This is a genomic window from Moritella sp. JT01, assembly GCF_001574435.1.
Taxonomy (GTDB): Bacteria; Pseudomonadota; Gammaproteobacteria; order Enterobacterales; family Moritellaceae; genus Moritella.
Map to the genome: position 1 here is coordinate 138,500 of NZ_LOCN01000001.1, position 15,336 is coordinate 153,835.

Annotated in this window: 12 protein-coding genes; 6 read left to right on the forward strand and 6 right to left on the reverse strand. The window is 36.9% G+C overall.

The annotated features are described in order from the left end of the window. Positions 1 to 167: 167 nt before the first annotated feature. From AKG98_RS00590 to AKG98_RS00600, 3 genes are all read right to left on the reverse strand, one after another. On the reverse strand, positions 168 to 599 hold the full coding sequence (locus AKG98_RS00590) for a universal stress protein (RefSeq protein ID WP_067039784.1): 432 nt from the start codon (positions 597 to 599) through the stop codon (positions 168 to 170). A gap of 343 nt (positions 600 to 942) precedes the next feature. Continuing rightward, positions 943 to 1,812, reverse strand: a complete 870-nt coding sequence (gene bla, locus AKG98_RS00595; protein ID WP_067039786.1) for a class A beta-lactamase — start codon at positions 1,810 to 1,812, stop codon at positions 943 to 945. 51 nt (positions 1,813 to 1,863) lie between these two features. Next, on the reverse strand, positions 1,864 to 2,628 hold the full coding sequence (locus AKG98_RS00600) for an OmpA family protein (protein WP_067039788.1): 765 nt from the start codon (positions 2,626 to 2,628) through the stop codon (positions 1,864 to 1,866). A gap of 309 nt (positions 2,629 to 2,937) precedes the next feature. On the opposite strand from AKG98_RS00600, the gene AKG98_RS00605 reads away from it, so the two are divergent. The 4 genes from AKG98_RS00605 (at position 2,938) to AKG98_RS00620 (ending at position 6,885) form a co-directional block, all read left to right on the forward strand. Further along, positions 2,938 to 3,996 carry a hypothetical protein gene (locus tag AKG98_RS00605; protein WP_067039790.1) on the forward strand — a complete coding sequence of 353 codons (1,059 nt, stop codon included), beginning with the start codon at positions 2,938 to 2,940 and terminating at the stop codon, positions 3,994 to 3,996. A 216-nt stretch (positions 3,997 to 4,212) separates the two neighbouring features. After that, complete coding sequence (locus tag AKG98_RS00610) at positions 4,213 to 5,082, forward strand: XRE family transcriptional regulator (protein WP_157534039.1); 870 nt, start codon at positions 4,213 to 4,215, stop codon at positions 5,080 to 5,082. 267 nt (positions 5,083 to 5,349) lie between these two features. Continuing rightward, positions 5,350 to 5,706: a winged helix-turn-helix domain-containing protein gene (locus AKG98_RS00615; RefSeq protein WP_067039802.1), complete on the forward strand. Its 357-nt coding sequence runs from the start codon at positions 5,350 to 5,352 to the stop codon at positions 5,704 to 5,706. A 396-nt stretch (positions 5,707 to 6,102) separates the two neighbouring features. Next, complete coding sequence (locus AKG98_RS00620; RefSeq protein WP_067039804.1) at positions 6,103 to 6,885, forward strand: EAL domain-containing protein; 783 nt, start codon at positions 6,103 to 6,105, stop codon at positions 6,883 to 6,885. Positions 6,886 to 6,958: 73 nt separating this feature from the next. Here AKG98_RS00620 and AKG98_RS00625 read toward each other — a convergent pair whose 3' ends face one another. Further along, a complete protein-coding gene (locus AKG98_RS00625) occupies positions 6,959 to 7,717 on the reverse strand; it encodes an EAL domain-containing protein (protein ID WP_067039806.1) in 759 nt (252 codons plus the stop codon). After that, entirely contained in the window at positions 7,689 to 8,090 is a 402-nt protein-coding gene (locus AKG98_RS22945; RefSeq protein ID WP_083543844.1) for a helix-turn-helix domain-containing protein, read from the reverse strand. Before AKG98_RS22945 ends, AKG98_RS00625 begins: the two co-directional genes overlap by 29 nt. 997 nt (positions 8,091 to 9,087) lie before the next feature. Here AKG98_RS22945 and AKG98_RS00635 point away from each other — a divergent pair. Together AKG98_RS00635 and AKG98_RS00640 are read left to right on the forward strand one after the other, a co-directional pair. After that, a complete protein-coding gene (locus AKG98_RS00635) occupies positions 9,088 to 10,392 on the forward strand; it encodes an OmpP1/FadL family transporter (RefSeq protein WP_228140169.1) in 1,305 nt (434 codons plus the stop codon). Positions 10,393 to 10,401: 9 nt separating this feature from the next. After that, the gene (locus AKG98_RS00640; RefSeq protein ID WP_067039816.1) at positions 10,402 to 13,527 is read left to right on the forward strand and encodes an Ig-like domain-containing protein; all 3,126 of its coding nucleotides are present in this window, start codon (positions 10,402 to 10,404) and stop codon (positions 13,525 to 13,527) included. Between the two features lie 102 nt (positions 13,528 to 13,629). On the opposite strand, the gene norR is transcribed toward AKG98_RS00640, so the two are convergent. After that, positions 13,630 to 15,171 carry a nitric oxide reductase transcriptional regulator NorR gene (gene norR / locus AKG98_RS00645; RefSeq protein WP_157534041.1) on the reverse strand — a complete coding sequence of 514 codons (1,542 nt, stop codon included), beginning with the start codon at positions 15,169 to 15,171 and terminating at the stop codon, positions 13,630 to 13,632. Between the last annotated feature and the right edge of the window lie 165 nt (positions 15,172 to 15,336).

The following is a 15,336-nucleotide window of genomic DNA, read 5'->3' on the forward strand; positions in this document are numbered from 1 at the left end:
CTGCTTATCCATCAATTTACAAACGAGTATCGACAAAAAATAGCAACGAGCACCGCGCCGCTTATTTCAGCAGAACGTTTAGTTATCATGGAAGGTAAGGCTGTTATTTAAGTTAATCAAAAGCCCCATTAAATTATCTGAGTTAATGGGGCTGGCTCATGTTTATTTTATTTCACGATTAAGACAGGGCAGTGAGAATGGCGAGTCACTGATTCTGCGACACTGCCAATTAGGATATGCTCTAATCCAGTACGACCATGACTTGCTATGACGATCATATCACAATCAAAATTAACAGCGGCTTGCGTAATTTCCGTTGATGGGTGTCCCTCTAATACCGCAGTATGTAATGGTATGCTTGGCTTAATATCAGTGGTTAATTCATCGAGCTTTTCTTGCGTTATCTTTAGCATGTGTTCGTGAATGTCATTGGGGGTGATTGCAAGTACTTGAAAGCTATCAAAGCCATGGATCTCATTAATCACACTGACTAAATGCAAGGTAGCATCATATTTTAATGCCATTTCTGCCGCATAGCTTATCGCTTTATTCGCTGTATTTGAAAAGTCGGTTGGGCAAAGGATATTGTTAATGGTCATGATGAGGCTCCTAGTTAAGATGGGACTAACGAAATAGTCGTGAAATACACTATTAAATATACTCACTTGGGGCTAGTAAACTGTTACTTAGATCATAAAATATAACTTAAATATTTTGCGATGACCATTTCAGTATAGGACAATAATATTTCAGTATAAAACAAGTGCATCTAAGTTTTAAAAAGAGTCACGGACTAAATAATCATGCCTAACGAGGTAAATGTGGGATACGGGAAATGAAAAATGGGAGGGGCAGCTGATGATAATGAAAAGACTAGCGAATCATCACTAGTCTTTATAGTAAGGAGGTGACTCTTATGCAGTTAGTGTAAGTGCATTATAGTTAGTTAGTTACTTGCGGAGTTATCTGGTATTTATCAAAAACTTGCTTACTGATATCTGCTACCACTTTATTTAGCTCTAGTAATGTTTTTAATTTTGAGTTCGCGATAAAGATACCGACAAACACCGGCTTATGATCTTTCTTCCAAACCATGGCCGTTAATGTACGAGAGCCATTTACCCCACCCCCACTGCGATCCGCAATTTTCCAACCTTTGGGTAAAACGGCACGCGCCAAACCATCAGACACCATATTATTAGTCATCCACACTTGAAGTTGAGCTTTACTTTCAGCATCAAGTACATTACCTATTAACAGCTTTCTGATGGTGTTCATCATCGCAACAGGAGTTGTTGTGTCGTTTTTAGCACCTTTCTTAACATAGTTTACCTTGGGTTCAAAATGGTCAAGACGAGTTTCATTATCACCAATAGAACGAAGAAACGCAGTTACTCCTTTCGGTCCATCTATCTGTTCTAATGCTAAATTAGCCGCATAATTATCACTCATTATCATTGCTGCCCCACAAACACTTTTAAGTGACATTTGAGCACCAATAAAGTGTTGAGTGATTGGATTCCAATTGATTAACCCTTCTTTACTCACGTTAATTTTTTGGGTTAAGCTCAACATATTATGTTGTACGTCGTACAGCACGTTAGCACAGGCTAATGTTTTAAATGTACTCATCATTGGGAATCTTTCTGTTCCATTAAAACTCCACTGAGTATTATTTTCGGTATCAATCACTGAAACACCAATTTGTCCCTCTATCTGTTGCTCAATGTGACGCAATGATGCATCAATATTTGCGGCCGAAGCCGTATAAGAACACAACAAGAATAGACTATACGCTAAATGTTTTTCCATTATTCTTATCCATTAAGGGAGTAGGTGGTTGATTATGCTTAGCTATTGCACTTAGATTTGCATGGCTATTTCATCTGTAACGCTATCATGTAAATTGTTTTCTCGACCATCGATAAATTCGATACTCACTTTGCGATCTCGTGGATATTGAATAAGATCTCCTAGCTCAGAACTGGCTAATTCCGCACCAAAAGAGTGTACTTGGATATTGCTTTCGTTCACCCCTAACGAGATAAGCTGATCATGAACTGCTACTGCTCTTTGCTGTGCTAAATTAATGTTCAGTTCTTCTTGTCCGCTTGGATCCGCGTGACCTGATAGAACGATGCTTATGGTTGGGTTTTCTATTAAGTAATCTGCTATTTGTGTTAACCGTGCTTGATTCGTTATATCAATCACGCTTTGATTGACTGCAAAGAGTAGGTCTAACTGTAATGCATCCAATACTAATTGTTGGTTTAACTCGTCTGTTTCTGATATTTGTTGGATCTGTTGGTCCAAAATTAATACATCTTGTTGCAGCTGATTATTCTGCAATTCACTTGCCAATAGATTCTCTGCTATCTGCTGGTTTTCTGAAATAAGCTGATCAGATTCAATTGATTTGTCCCAGGTATTATTAATCCAATCTCCGGCGGCAACACCGAGTATTAAGCCAATTGGACCACCTGCAATGGTGCCGACGATAATGGTTGATGAAAATACACCTGCTTTTTCCCATGTTGTTAGTGGTTCTTGTTCTGCTGCATTTGCTGAGATGCTCGTGAATGCCATTGACGTAATAAGTAATGTTTTTGCGAAGATAGATTTTTTCATGGTCAGTTTCCTTTTGATTAAGACTGCTTAACAAGCTATGACTCTATTAAAGCAACCAATAAAGGCTTTTTACTGCCAACAAAATGACAAGTTAGGTATCAATAATGACGAAAAATGACAATGTTCGAAAAGAGCGATACCCAAGTTACTTAACTATACATGTGCGAGAAGAATTAAATTAACGTCAGTACAAAGTACTATTTTGATATCTGTGTGAGATTAAACACGCATTAACTGTTTTCGATATCGCGTTATTTGTTATTTTAATGAAGTTATATTTAAGGGGGCAGGTCATTATTGGATGGTGTTATGGATGGTTATACATTGAAAGTTTTTTTCAGCAGCGTTATGGCGGGGTTGCTATCTGGTTGTGCTACGTCTGTGGATGATTTATTGCTACATGATAATTTAGCGTTTCGAAATATAAATGAACAATCGTTAGTCAGTGGCGATAAAAAGCTCGATATCCAATATCTCGGCGTCGGGGGATACTTATTTCAATATGGTGACGATAGCATTATGACTGCACCTTCGTTTACCAATCCGGGCTTAATTAATGTGTCTTTGCCATTACCTATTGAACCAGACCATGCCCTGATTGATGAATTATTACCTGTAGAGGCAAAGCAAGCCGAATTTATTTTAGTCGGTCACGCGCACTATGATCATTTGATGGACGTGCCTTATATTATGCAGCAGCATATGCCGACGACAATTGCTGTTGGTTCAACGACGATGACGAATATTGTGACAGCTGTTATCGCTGATGAGCGTTTACTTGATATTACGGATTATGCTGCAGAAGGTCAACAACCGGGTCGGTGGATATATAACCGTCATAACACCATTCGTTTTATGCCTATAAAATCAGATCATGCACCGCATTTCATGGGTATTAAAGTGATGTCTGGTACCTATGAAGACGCATTAACGGAATTACCCAGTACAGCTTATGGTTGGAAGGAGGGGCAAACCTATGCTTATGTCATCGACTTTTTAGATAATCAACAACAACCGATTTATCGTATCCACTATCAAGATGCCGCAAGTAACTCTCCGGACGGATTAATGCCCGTGATGAATGATACTAAAGCGGTCGATATGACCATTTTATGTGTTGCTGCATTTCATCAAGTTGATGATTATCCTGAAGCTATTTTGCAACAGACACAGCCAAACACAATTGTGCTAGGACACTGGGAAGACTTCTTTAATAACAACAGTTTTGATAATCAGAATAAACCGGTTAAAGGTGTGCGGATGACCAATATCGATGATTTTATTCAGCGGGTTGATGCGGTAAAAAAGGTCGGAGCTAGATCGATATTACCAACCCCTTTTTCTTTTTTTATCAACCATATTCTTTAATAAAAGTATTGGTTATTGGACAACATCGATAGAAGTGCTTGTGACAGCTTACACTCCCTTACTCTTCCTTACACTTTAATTGAGTTACCTTAAGGTTTCTGCACTTTCCTACGCTTTTTTGCGCAACCTTAAGTTTGCTTACAATACTTTGAGTTTAATTACATTATTATCATGTGAAGTTAGTCTAATCCATATATTTTGGTCATTTATCTCCCCATGAAAAAAAATAATAAAGTACTTCATACTCTGGCTGATCATTTAACAATAGGAGCAAGGATTGCATTAAGATGCCGGGATGTGGGCTGTAGTCATTACGACATTGCTAAATGCTGTAATGTGACAGAGCGCACAGTGTATAACTGGTGTAAAAGCAAGAGCATACCTGAATTAAGATATATTCCATCCCTTTGTTTTATCCTTCGCTCACAGATCTCTTGGTTGGTTACAGGACGTATAGATAAATACCAATGGGTTGATGAGTTCCCTATTGGTTTTTTTGATTTTCTTGTTTCTATTCGTACTATCAATATTGAAAACCGTGGCGACGTTCTTCGTAGTGTGTTTGAAATGGCGATGACATTACATTTTAGTATCAATAATAGCGCTCATAAAAAACACAGTTTTAATTGCTTTGTGGGTAAAGAGCCTACGCATAAAGTACATGAATTTAAGTGTTTTATGAATAGAGTAACGACAAATAGTCCATTTCATCATGTGGAAGAAGTTAAACATGAGGTGCAAGAAAACCTAACTTTTAGTGGTCGCTTCAATATACGAAAATCGGAATTAGAGTTATCAAATAAAGGCATCTCATTATTTTGTGGCGTTTCTGAAAAAACAGTCTACAACTGGGGAAAAGGAAAGTCCTTACCAACAATTATGCAATTTCCTGCATTATGTTCCATTTTAGATGCTGATATGAGTTGGTTGGTCACAGGCTGCTGTGATCTTCCACAGTGGATAGGTATGACTCCTACGGAGTTAAAGGTAATGCTGGATAATTTAAATCGCTTACCGAGCCGAACTGTTAATCAAATATATCTATCTGTATCTGTAATTGTTCACGAACTTGATACTATAAATTAGTTATATGATATAACCGTTTTGCATAGTCACAGAAATAGTAGCGCAAACACTTTAGGTGTATGTTTATAATAGATTTATTATATGAGCGAATGTCTCTCATATAGGTTATTCGAATGGAATAAGATTTCAATATAAAATGGTAAATGGCGGAAACAGACGCCCGAAATGGCAATTTAAAATTTACTTATCTAATTTATAGGGTAATGTCTTTACTAGCTTGTAGCTAACCCTAAAGTAGTTGAATTAAAAGTGGAGGTTGTTCAAATAATGTATATATCAAAGAATGAAGTTAATATTGAAAGGAATGAAGTTAATATTGGTTATATTAAAATCAACCTCAACAGTGGGTTGATAAAGCACCAAAAACCAAATTTTAAAATTGAACGGATGGGGAAAAGAGAGCTAAATGCTTTAAATGTTCTACTTCATAATGAGAACGATGTTGTGAGTAAAATTACCTTGATTGATTCAGTCTGGAAAGATCGTGTTGTAACAGAAAGCTCTTTAAATGTTGCAATATTCAACTTGAGGAAACTACTTGATAAATATGACGAAAATAATCACTACAGTTTAGTCAATGTAAGTGGTTATGGCTATGGTTTATACAGTAATATTCTTAGCTAAATATACCGTAATAACTAGATTGATAACTATCATTTTATGGAGGTTATTAATCTGAAGTTATATTATTTAATAATTAAAAATATTGTTTATTTTAAATAAAAAGTCTGAAATCTAATTAAGTTAGTAATTATTTTATACGTATTTATAAGGAGAAGATTAACTTACGTGAAATAAATTGTTTTAAAGAATATCGGAGAGCAAGGTAAATGAAATTTGGATAGGTGGAATAACATGTCTGTTTATTATTAAATAATTATAAATTTGTTAAATGTCGATTTATTATGATTATGGATAATAAATAAGGTTATAATTAATTTTATTTATTATTGATGTTATATTTTATGATGGTAATGAATCGTATTGATAGCGCCTACTATATGTATAGAAGAGGTTGTGATGAAAATTTATTTTTGTGATGTAAAGGAAGCATACTGCCTGCTATTTAATAATTATATTATTAGAAGTGCTTTTCAAGCGATTGTAGATGTTGATGGACATATTATTGGGTATGAAGCTTTAGCTCGAATATGTTTAAGAGATAGTGGGTTAGTAGTTCGACCTGATGTGTTTTTTTCTATCTTGAAAAGTAATGATGAATCACGAGATTTATTATTTTTAATTAATCGTTTACATTTATGCAGTTATCGCTCATCTAAATTTTTTAAAAAACATCATAAAATATTTCTCAATTTGACGCCAGATTTTTTTGAACTCTTATCTGATTCCCCTCGAATTATTGTGGAGGTAAATAAGATGCTTAAAGAGTTTGATATTCCTTTAAGTAATGTCGTCGCTGAAGTAACTGAGAGCAGTGCTGTTTGTGAAGATAAGTTGGCTCGAGGTGTAAAGTTGATATCGGAATATGGTTACATTCTAGCACTTGATGATTATGGTGATGAAGCGTCTGATTTTGAACGCTATAAGCTGTGTCACCCTGAAATCGTAAAAATTAGTCGAGATTTCTTTCTATCTCATAAGGCAAGTGGCTCTTATATAATCTTTAAAACTCTTATTGATGCATTTAAAGGATATGGCTCAAAAGTGTTAGTTGAGGGGATTGAATTACAAGATGATTACAAAGTATTGTTATCATTGGGTGTTGATTATTTTCAAGGTTTTTTCTTTCATAAGCCAGAATGTGTTTCCCCCTGTGTTTTGGTAAAGGGAGCTGTCGCATAATGCCTTTCGATTACATTACGTTCAGTTCAGTATTTTTATATGCAAATGCTTCTCAATAATTCTTTTATTCGGATTAGAGTGATAGTGAAGTAAATTGATGCTCTCGGATGCTTTCTAAGTTAAACGATCTACAATAGAGAAATCCTTGGCAAAGACAATTCAGCTTTGCAACCCGATCATGCTGGTAATCAGATTCGATTCCTTCAAAGATCAAATTATTTAACGAATTTTTAGATACTAAATGATATAAAGCTAAAACGATAGAGTGATTATTCATATGTTTATAAATAAATGTTCTATCAATTTTAACTCTATCCCAAAGTAATATATGTAATACATCAATAGGTGTTTCTTCAGACATAAAATTATCCAACCATAGCTCATGACCTTGTGATTTTAGTATACGAATAGATCTCTTTGCACTGTCGGTTATTGTGTTACTTTTAAAGTTACAGATTTCAAATGCAAATCTAACTTTGCTTAAAGAGACGACTTCTTTAACAAATACACTGTCAGATAATAAACTGAATGGACAATTTATAGATGCTATAATTCGTTCCGAATTTAATTTGTACTCACTCATATTGAGTTCTTCAATTTGTATTAAAATTAACTCTTTTACAAAATCACCTGATATAGTTTTAAAAAATTCTTCTGTGTTGATATTTCCCTTAGAATTGTGGTTGAAACTGGTTGTTATTTCTAGTGCAAATACCTGCTTGTTTTTGGGATTGACAATTGATTGAGCAAGTAAAGTGAAATCGGCAGCGGAATTGTTATTAATGTTTTTTATGGTCACAGAGTTATGATTCTGTACTTTTATATAAGACATAACCTACTCCTGAAAAGTTTTTTATTATAATATCACTGGATACAGATTTTATAAATTGTCTTAAATTATGAACGGTTACATTTAATGAACTATCGGTCACTATTCGGTTGGACCAGACTGTTTTTACGATTAACTCTTTTTCTATTATATTTGCAGGGCTTTTAAGTAAAAAATCGAGTAATAATAATTCTCTTTTACCTAGTTTTTTATATGTTGATATATCTAACTTATTACCGACGTTACAATACAAACCTGAACGTAAGTTTAGTTCGACATTACCGATCTGCATACACGTTGTAGTCACCGTTTCACAATAGTTCATAATTATCCTTAAAGATGTGCGAGACACCCTGTCATGTTGTTTTAGGACCATTTTATAGAAATTAAAAGAATAATCATTACTAAATAATTATATTTTTATTAAATAACGGTGTTTATTTAAAAATGACAATGCACACATGTAAATATTCATGTATGTACACCCTAGCGTTTATTAATTTAAACGATTTAAGTTTGTTGTAATGAAAATTAATATCTTGTTTATTTATATATTTATATGTTTTTTGTTTAATAAATATATGAATAATTAAGTTGTATAGATAGGGTGTAGTAGTGAGAGCTTATTATTGTAAACATAAAGATAGTTATGGCCTTTCTTTTAAGGAATAGATTATCCGTAGTGCACTAAGTATTACTGCCGTATTGTGTGCATTATTTGTATCGTTAAGAATAGCTTTATGTCACCGCACGTTAACGTGCACATCCTAACGATATGAAGGTGCAGAAATTACAGTTACTGCATTTTAATTTATATTCCTTTTTATGTATAAATGTCTCTTCAATAAATGTTCTTTTTACTCGCATGAGTAAACCTTTCCCATTGCATTTATTGCACTTTTTTTGAAACATAGCTGATACCCGCTAAAAACTAGAATTATATTTGATTGATTAAATACCAATCTTAAAAGAATGTAATGATTATTTTATTAAAAAAATATTAATTTCATTGGTCGCTGATTATTTCAAATTAATATGAAAAATATTCTACTCATATGCAGGAGGGAGCCTTTGAGTACCAGTAGGCAAAACAATGAGTATGATGTGAGGAGATGTCAGATAGCTAAGTAGATTTAGATTCGTTAAAAATGAGTACGGGATCTGAATTGGTACTTTCTCCTGATTACACGCTGAATAACTAAATAACACGAGTTAGGCACTGACATTTTATAGGTTAATCAATGTACATTTGCAGTTATAAAAATGACAAGGTGTCCACTCGGGCATGTCTAACAATTTGACTGTATTCCGTTGTTGTGGCTGGAGCCACTAGAGAATACTTATTTTAGTTTCGCTAAATGGAGTTAGCAACAATGACTAAGAAGACACTTTCTAACAATATCTCTCTACTTTCTGTATCCGTGGCATTAGCACTGACTGCGGGAACTGCTCAGGCGAGTTTAGGTAACTTAGGTACAACGTTTGGCTTATCACCTGTTGATATTGCTTCTGCACAGTCTTTTTCTTTATTTAATTCACAATCATCAGCGGCATATTACAATCCATCAGCACTTGCCGCGACGGATCAAGGCGAGATGTATGTGGGTTTATTATCAGCCACTCCGGACATTACTGCTGGCGATCAAAAATTTGATGACGCAACGCAGCCGATACTCGCGGGTATGAATGTGAATATAACCAACCTTTTTAATTTTTCTTACCCAATTTATTTTGGTCTGATTGCTGGTATCGAAAATTATGGTACTGAAATGATGGCGTTTAGTTCGGCAACGTCAGAGACAGGTCAGTTAGTTAATTATGGTGAGAAGCCATTATTTGTTGCTGCATCGGGTTCAATTCAAATTATGCCAGGTTTAACCATTGGTGGTGGTGCTCAAGTATCATTGCATGCTGATGCTGATATGAGTCTAGAAAGTGAATTAGACGGTACTGCGTCAGGCAATGAACGTGTCTCGGTTGCTGCAGAGCCAGTTATCACCCCCATCGCTGGTATTACCTTAGATTTAGGGCGTATGGCATGTGGCAGTGATAAGAGCTGTGCGGGTAATGGTATTGCATTTGCTGTCGCTTTTCGTGGTGAAAGTTACGGTCAAGCAAACATTAAAGCGGCCGCAACGATTACACAAACTGTATCCGATTTACCCATCAACCTACTCACGTATGATGCATACCAGCCAGATATTATTTCTGCGGGTGTGCGTATTAAAGCGGGAATGGTGAGTTTAGCATTCAGTGCCGAACAACAAAAATGGTCAGATTTGAATGGTTTGATGCTCGGCGACACAGTGAAAGATCAAGCGAGTGTAGGCTTTGAAGACATCATTATTCCACGCGCAGGTATTGAGCTGAACTTCAACGATACAGTTAGATTAATGGCGGGTGCAAGTTATGAAAAATCGCCATTAGACGCTGATAAAGCAACGTTGGATGTGAATTATTTAAGTGCCGATAAATTAGTGGTTGGTGCTGGTTTCTCTTATTTCCATAAAGGTACTGGTTTAACGGCTTACCCTTGGCAGATTGATTTTGCGTATCAACTACAAGTACTTGATCCAACAGATCACACTATCTCACATCATGATAGTGCAAACAATTCTTCAGTTGAGTTAGAAGGCACGGTGTCAACCATTTCACTTTCATTTTCGACTAAGTTTTAAGGGGGCTTTATGAAAACAGTTAACTTTCGTTTAAATTCTTTTTTTAGCTCTTTTGTGAAGAGTGGCCTCGTTGCCTCGGCTGTTATGCTTGCTGGTTGTGGTCTTGAACCACAAGATAATGAGAAAGTGGAAGAACCAATTTTAACGGCAGAAGAAAGCCGGGATGAATTAGCAAAACGTCGTGCTAAAAGTTTATTTGATGCGCATGAATTCTATTCATTCCCATCGAATGGTCAAGGTGATGTCGCGGTTAATACCTCTGTACTACTATCATTCTCGCATCCGTTAGATAGCTTTTCGGCGCAAGATTTTAGTTTAATAGACAGTGATGGTAATGTAGTTGAAGTGACCTCGGTCGAAGTAACTGAGGGGAGTTTTGCGACTGATCCTGAAAACAAAAAAGCGAATGGTTTGGCATTTAAACCAAAACGCGCACTTAAAGCGGGCGAACAGTATTCCGTTATTTATGAAATAGGCTTGATTAATGAAGTCGAGGGTAATAAAGAATTAACCGTAGAAAGAACGGCGAAAAATTCCCTGACGTTCACGACGCGATTAGGTAAAGATTCAGCTAATTTTGCATTGGATAAAAATGGTTTTTATCCAACGGATGATTTGCCGTTTACGACGTTTACATCATTACGTCTACGCATGACCAATGAAATTGATATAAAGACTCTGGTAGTAGGTGATACATTTAAATTCCAAAAAGTCGGTTCGACAGAGCAAGTTGCGGGTGATTTAATTGCCAAGGGTCGTTATGTCACATTCGATCCAACGGTTGACCTTGATGTTGATGCTACGTATGAATTAATCGTCAGTAATGGCGTAAAGGATAAGGTGGGGAATAGCTTTGCGGGTTTAGAAAAAACATTTACCGTATTAGACCCAGGTGAACGAGCATTTAAGCCAATGAACATAACCTTGAATAATGGCAGTCAGGAGTCACCTTATTCTGGTGAACTCATTAATGCGGTAACCATTAAATCAGTACTGATTGGTGCTAATGATACAACTTATGTTGATTCGGACCTGATCACTGAATTAGCGAATCTGGGTAACTTCAAAGGTTCGGCTCCACTTGTTATCCGCAAAGGTTCTATTTTAAATAGTTCTAACCTGACGGTTAAAGTGGGGGGGGTATTTCCAACGGGTTTCGATACCGGTAATATTCGCATGACTAATATTTCTGATGCGACGGGTTATTTAATTAATAATACCAGTTCAGATCATAAATATGCCCCTAAGCAATTGCATCTGTTTATGGATGTCGCCATGACTACTGATGGCTATAACGAAGACGGCAAGCTTAATGGTAAAGCTAATGGCGGCTTAAGTCAGAATATTATGCATCTTGAATTGATGGGGACTGTCAGAACGGAAGGCCCTGCGATGATCATTGATGCTGTCAGTGAAATTGATTTGAAAATTTTAGGTGTTGATGATGCACATGCGCAAGTATCATTCCATATGGAGTCGTATACTGAAGCAGAAACACCCGCACCAGCTGTCGATCTACTCTCACCAGTATTCCATTCTGCTTACCCTAATATGAACACCGCGCACTTTAGCTTAGGTGACAATGTTACGATTACTTATAATGAAGCGCTAGATTTAGCGTCATTACAGAATCTTATTCTTAAAGATGAAAATGGTATTAGTGTAGATACATTTATTTCACAGGACGGTGCTTCCATTATTATTGACCCGACAGATAATTTAATTCCTTTAACGGATTATACCGTCACTGGTGTAATTAAAGATCTTTCGGGTAATAGTACCTATGTAATGCAAAATTTTTATACCCCAAATAAAGAGCAAGGTACAGAATTTGAAGAGCATGATGAGATTGCAGCTCGCTATACAGCCCCTATGGTAGAAGGCATGGTGCCGGGTTACTCATGTGCCTTTGAAGATACAGATTTAGGGCTTGATTTTGCGGGTCGTTGTGCCGGAGGTAAAACGACTGACCAAAAACTGAATGTGTTTAGTTTAGCTGAAAATCGCGATATTTTTATTGTTTTCAGTCAGCAGATGGATGAAGCGAGTATCCGTTTAGGTGAAACGTGTAATACAGGTTCATTCCGTGTGGAAATTGTAGAACCTAATGGTCTAGGTCATTGTGTTGGAACCGTTCCTGGTGTGCTCAATTATGAGAATAAAATATTAACCTTCTCTCCAGACGAGAACTGGCAAGATCAAGGTTCAAATTTATATCGTTATTCTTTAATTTCTTCAGAAGGTGCGACCAAAGGTGGTGTTGATTGTTCTACAGGTGAGGTTCTATGTAGCGTACAAGGTTACCCTTTACAAACAACCTTGTTAAAGTCTGACAGTCGTGAAGATCACGGTGGTCCAGATATGCTAATGCCATTTCGTGCGGTTCCCGCTAGTAAGTTAGTGTTTAACCCATTAATGATGCCAACAACCGATACGAATCGTGATTACCGTTGGGATGATATAAAGGAAGAGGTTGTCAGTGGTAACTTGGCCAAACTATCTCTACTTAAAACGAGTGGTGCATTAATTCGAGCGACGGTTGGTTGTGAGTTAGATCAAACTTGTAGTGACGATTATGCTAAAACGTATATCAGTGGCTTTATGCCAACGGAAGTTGGGGAGTACGATTTCGAGAATAACCGTATTCCTGTTAAGGTCCATGCCGAGCAACTGATATCTTCAAATGTAAACGTTGCAGCTATACTTGGTTTCTTGAACATTGGTCTTATTAAATCTGAAGTACCAACAGGCACTATGGTTATGCGTCCAATGTATCCGGTCGTAAATGGGAAAACAGAAGTACCAACGGGCTATATTATTTGGAATGAAGAAGAGAACAGACTTAATTTCAAAATTGACTTAGATATCTATATGGATAATCCATTCATGAGCGTGTTAGGTGGTGTTGTTTCACATAATCTACATAGTTATCCAATTAAAGCTAAGTTACAAGGTCCGTTGACGTTTTTAGATGATGGCCGAATGAATATTGAATTAATGAATTTAGATCAGATTGAGCTGGATGTAGTCCTCAACCTTGGTGGCTTTAATTCAAAAGGTGGGATCGCTGGAATGACGCTTATTATTGAACCTGGTGACATGTCACTACAGCAGATTTCACAGCCAATGAAATAATCATTTATATCAGTTAAGTAAAAGTTAATAAAACACAGGCCGCACATCTTTATTAATATAAATGTGCGGCCTTTTTATTTTTCAACGTTACTTTTTCAATTGCTATTGTTTCAATTCAATTCGCTTAGCTAATCGGTGCAGGTTACCAACATCGACAGAAAGGTGGCGTGCCGTTGCAGCCCAGTTATTGTTGTTTTCTTTGAGTGCTTTGCTAATTAACTGTCGTTGAAATTGCTCGGTCGCGTCACGTAAATTATCGACGGGTATGCTGGTGATGGGCATCATTGGTTTTTCAGTCGTATCTGTTACTCCAACTGAAAAATGCTCAAGCTTAAAATGTGCAGGTTGAAGCACCACGTATTCATCTTTAGCTTCTGCTCTGGCCAGAATCGCAGCGCGATTAATACTGTGCTCCAATTCTCTGATATTACCTGGCCATGGATAATTCATCAATATAGCTTGGCAGGTGGAGCTTAAACTCAGGTGGCTTAATTGCAGTTTGCTGCGACAGCGTTCAATGAAAAAACCAGCCAGTAATATAATGTCTTCGCCACGTTCGCGCAACGGTGATACTGTAATGGGAAATACGCTAAGGCGATGATAAAGATCTGCTCTAAAACGACCTGCAAGTACTTCTTCTTTTAAATCTTTGTTGGTTGCCGCTATGATGCGCGTATCGACTTTTAAGTTTCGGTCATCACCAATACGTTGTAAGTCGCCATATTGTAATACCCGTAATAGCTTTGCTTGTAAAGTCAGGGTTAACTCACCAATTTCATCAAGAAACAGGGTGCCTTTATCTGCTAATTCAAATTTACCACTGCGGTTACTTATCGCACCGGTAAATGCGCCTTTTACATGTCCAAATAATTCACTTTCTGCAATAGATTCTGGTAAAGCTGCGCAGTTAAGGTATATCAGAGGTTTGTCGGCTCGGGAAGATTGCTGGTGGATTGCGGTGGCGACTAATTCTTTACCAACCCCTGTTTCTCCCAAGATTAATGCGGTCATATCGGTGCTCGCAACGACGCTTATCTCTTTTTTTAAGGCTTGGATCTGCGCGGATTGACCAATAATTTCAGTGTTACTTTGGGGTTGATGTTTGGCGGGATCTGATTCTGTCATATCGCCTGCCGCTTTTTCCAGTTTATCCATCAATAATGCAATATTAAGTGTTGCGGCTGCAAGCGCACTCACTGTGCGTAGTTCATCATTGCTGAAGTTATCAAACTGGTGGGGATCAAAGCTATCGAGGGTAAGAGCACCAATCAGGCGTTGGTTTGCCATTAAAGGTAAACCAACACAGGCATGCACATGCAAATTACCTTCATGTGAGGTAATCAGGGCGTCATAAGGATCGGGCAGAGAACTGTCTGCAGGAAACCTGACCACATCACCAGCTCTGGCAATGGCTTCTAATCTAGGGTGTTCACTGATATTGAATTGTCTGCCCAATACGTCAGCATTAAGGCCATTAATTGCTAAGGGTTTGAAATGCAGTCCCTTAAACTCTAATAGCGCAGATGCATCACACTTGAATAGTCTACGCATTGTTGTAAGTAGGCGTTCGAAACGATCCTGACTGGAGATATTGGTTGTTAAATCTAAGGCGATATGGATAAGGTCTTTAGTACTAGTTTGCATAATGTCAGCCATATTAAATACTGTCTTATCGACAGTGTATAGTCATAATGACAATATGTAAAGATAGTCATAATGACAGTGATACTTGGATATTCTCTTTAAAATCAATGCATTAACTTTTGGCATGGTACCTGCAATTAGAGACGATATAAATTCGTTAACTCT

Bases quoted from the DNA above. Each gene is read 5' to 3' on its own strand.
- AKG98_RS00590 (WP_067039784.1), bottom strand. From the start codon at position 599: ATGACCATTAACAATATCCTTTGCCCAACCGACTTTTCAAATACAGCG.
- bla (WP_067039786.1), bottom strand. From the start codon at position 1,812: ATGGAAAAACATTTAGCGTATAGTCTATTCTTGTTGTGTTCTTATACG.
- AKG98_RS00600 (WP_067039788.1), bottom strand. From the start codon at position 2,628: ATGAAAAAATCTATCTTCGCAAAAACATTACTTATTACGTCAATGGCA.
- AKG98_RS00605 (WP_067039790.1), top strand. From the start codon at position 2,938: ATGGATGGTTATACATTGAAAGTTTTTTTCAGCAGCGTTATGGCGGGG.
- AKG98_RS00610 (WP_157534039.1), top strand. From the start codon at position 4,213: ATGAAAAAAAATAATAAAGTACTTCATACTCTGGCTGATCATTTAACA.
- AKG98_RS00615 (WP_067039802.1), top strand. From the start codon at position 5,350: ATGTATATATCAAAGAATGAAGTTAATATTGAAAGGAATGAAGTTAAT.
- AKG98_RS00620 (WP_067039804.1), top strand. From the start codon at position 6,103: ATGAAAATTTATTTTTGTGATGTAAAGGAAGCATACTGCCTGCTATTT.
- AKG98_RS00625 (WP_067039806.1), bottom strand. From the start codon at position 7,717: ATGTCTTATATAAAAGTACAGAATCATAACTCTGTGACCATAAAAAAC.
- AKG98_RS22945 (WP_083543844.1), bottom strand. From the start codon at position 8,090: ATGGTCCTAAAACAACATGACAGGGTGTCTCGCACATCTTTAAGGATA.
- AKG98_RS00635 (WP_228140169.1), top strand. From the start codon at position 9,088: ATGACTAAGAAGACACTTTCTAACAATATCTCTCTACTTTCTGTATCC.
- AKG98_RS00640 (WP_067039816.1), top strand. From the start codon at position 10,402: ATGAAAACAGTTAACTTTCGTTTAAATTCTTTTTTTAGCTCTTTTGTG.
- norR (WP_157534041.1), bottom strand. From the start codon at position 15,171: ATGCAAACTAGTACTAAAGACCTTATCCATATCGCCTTAGATTTAACA.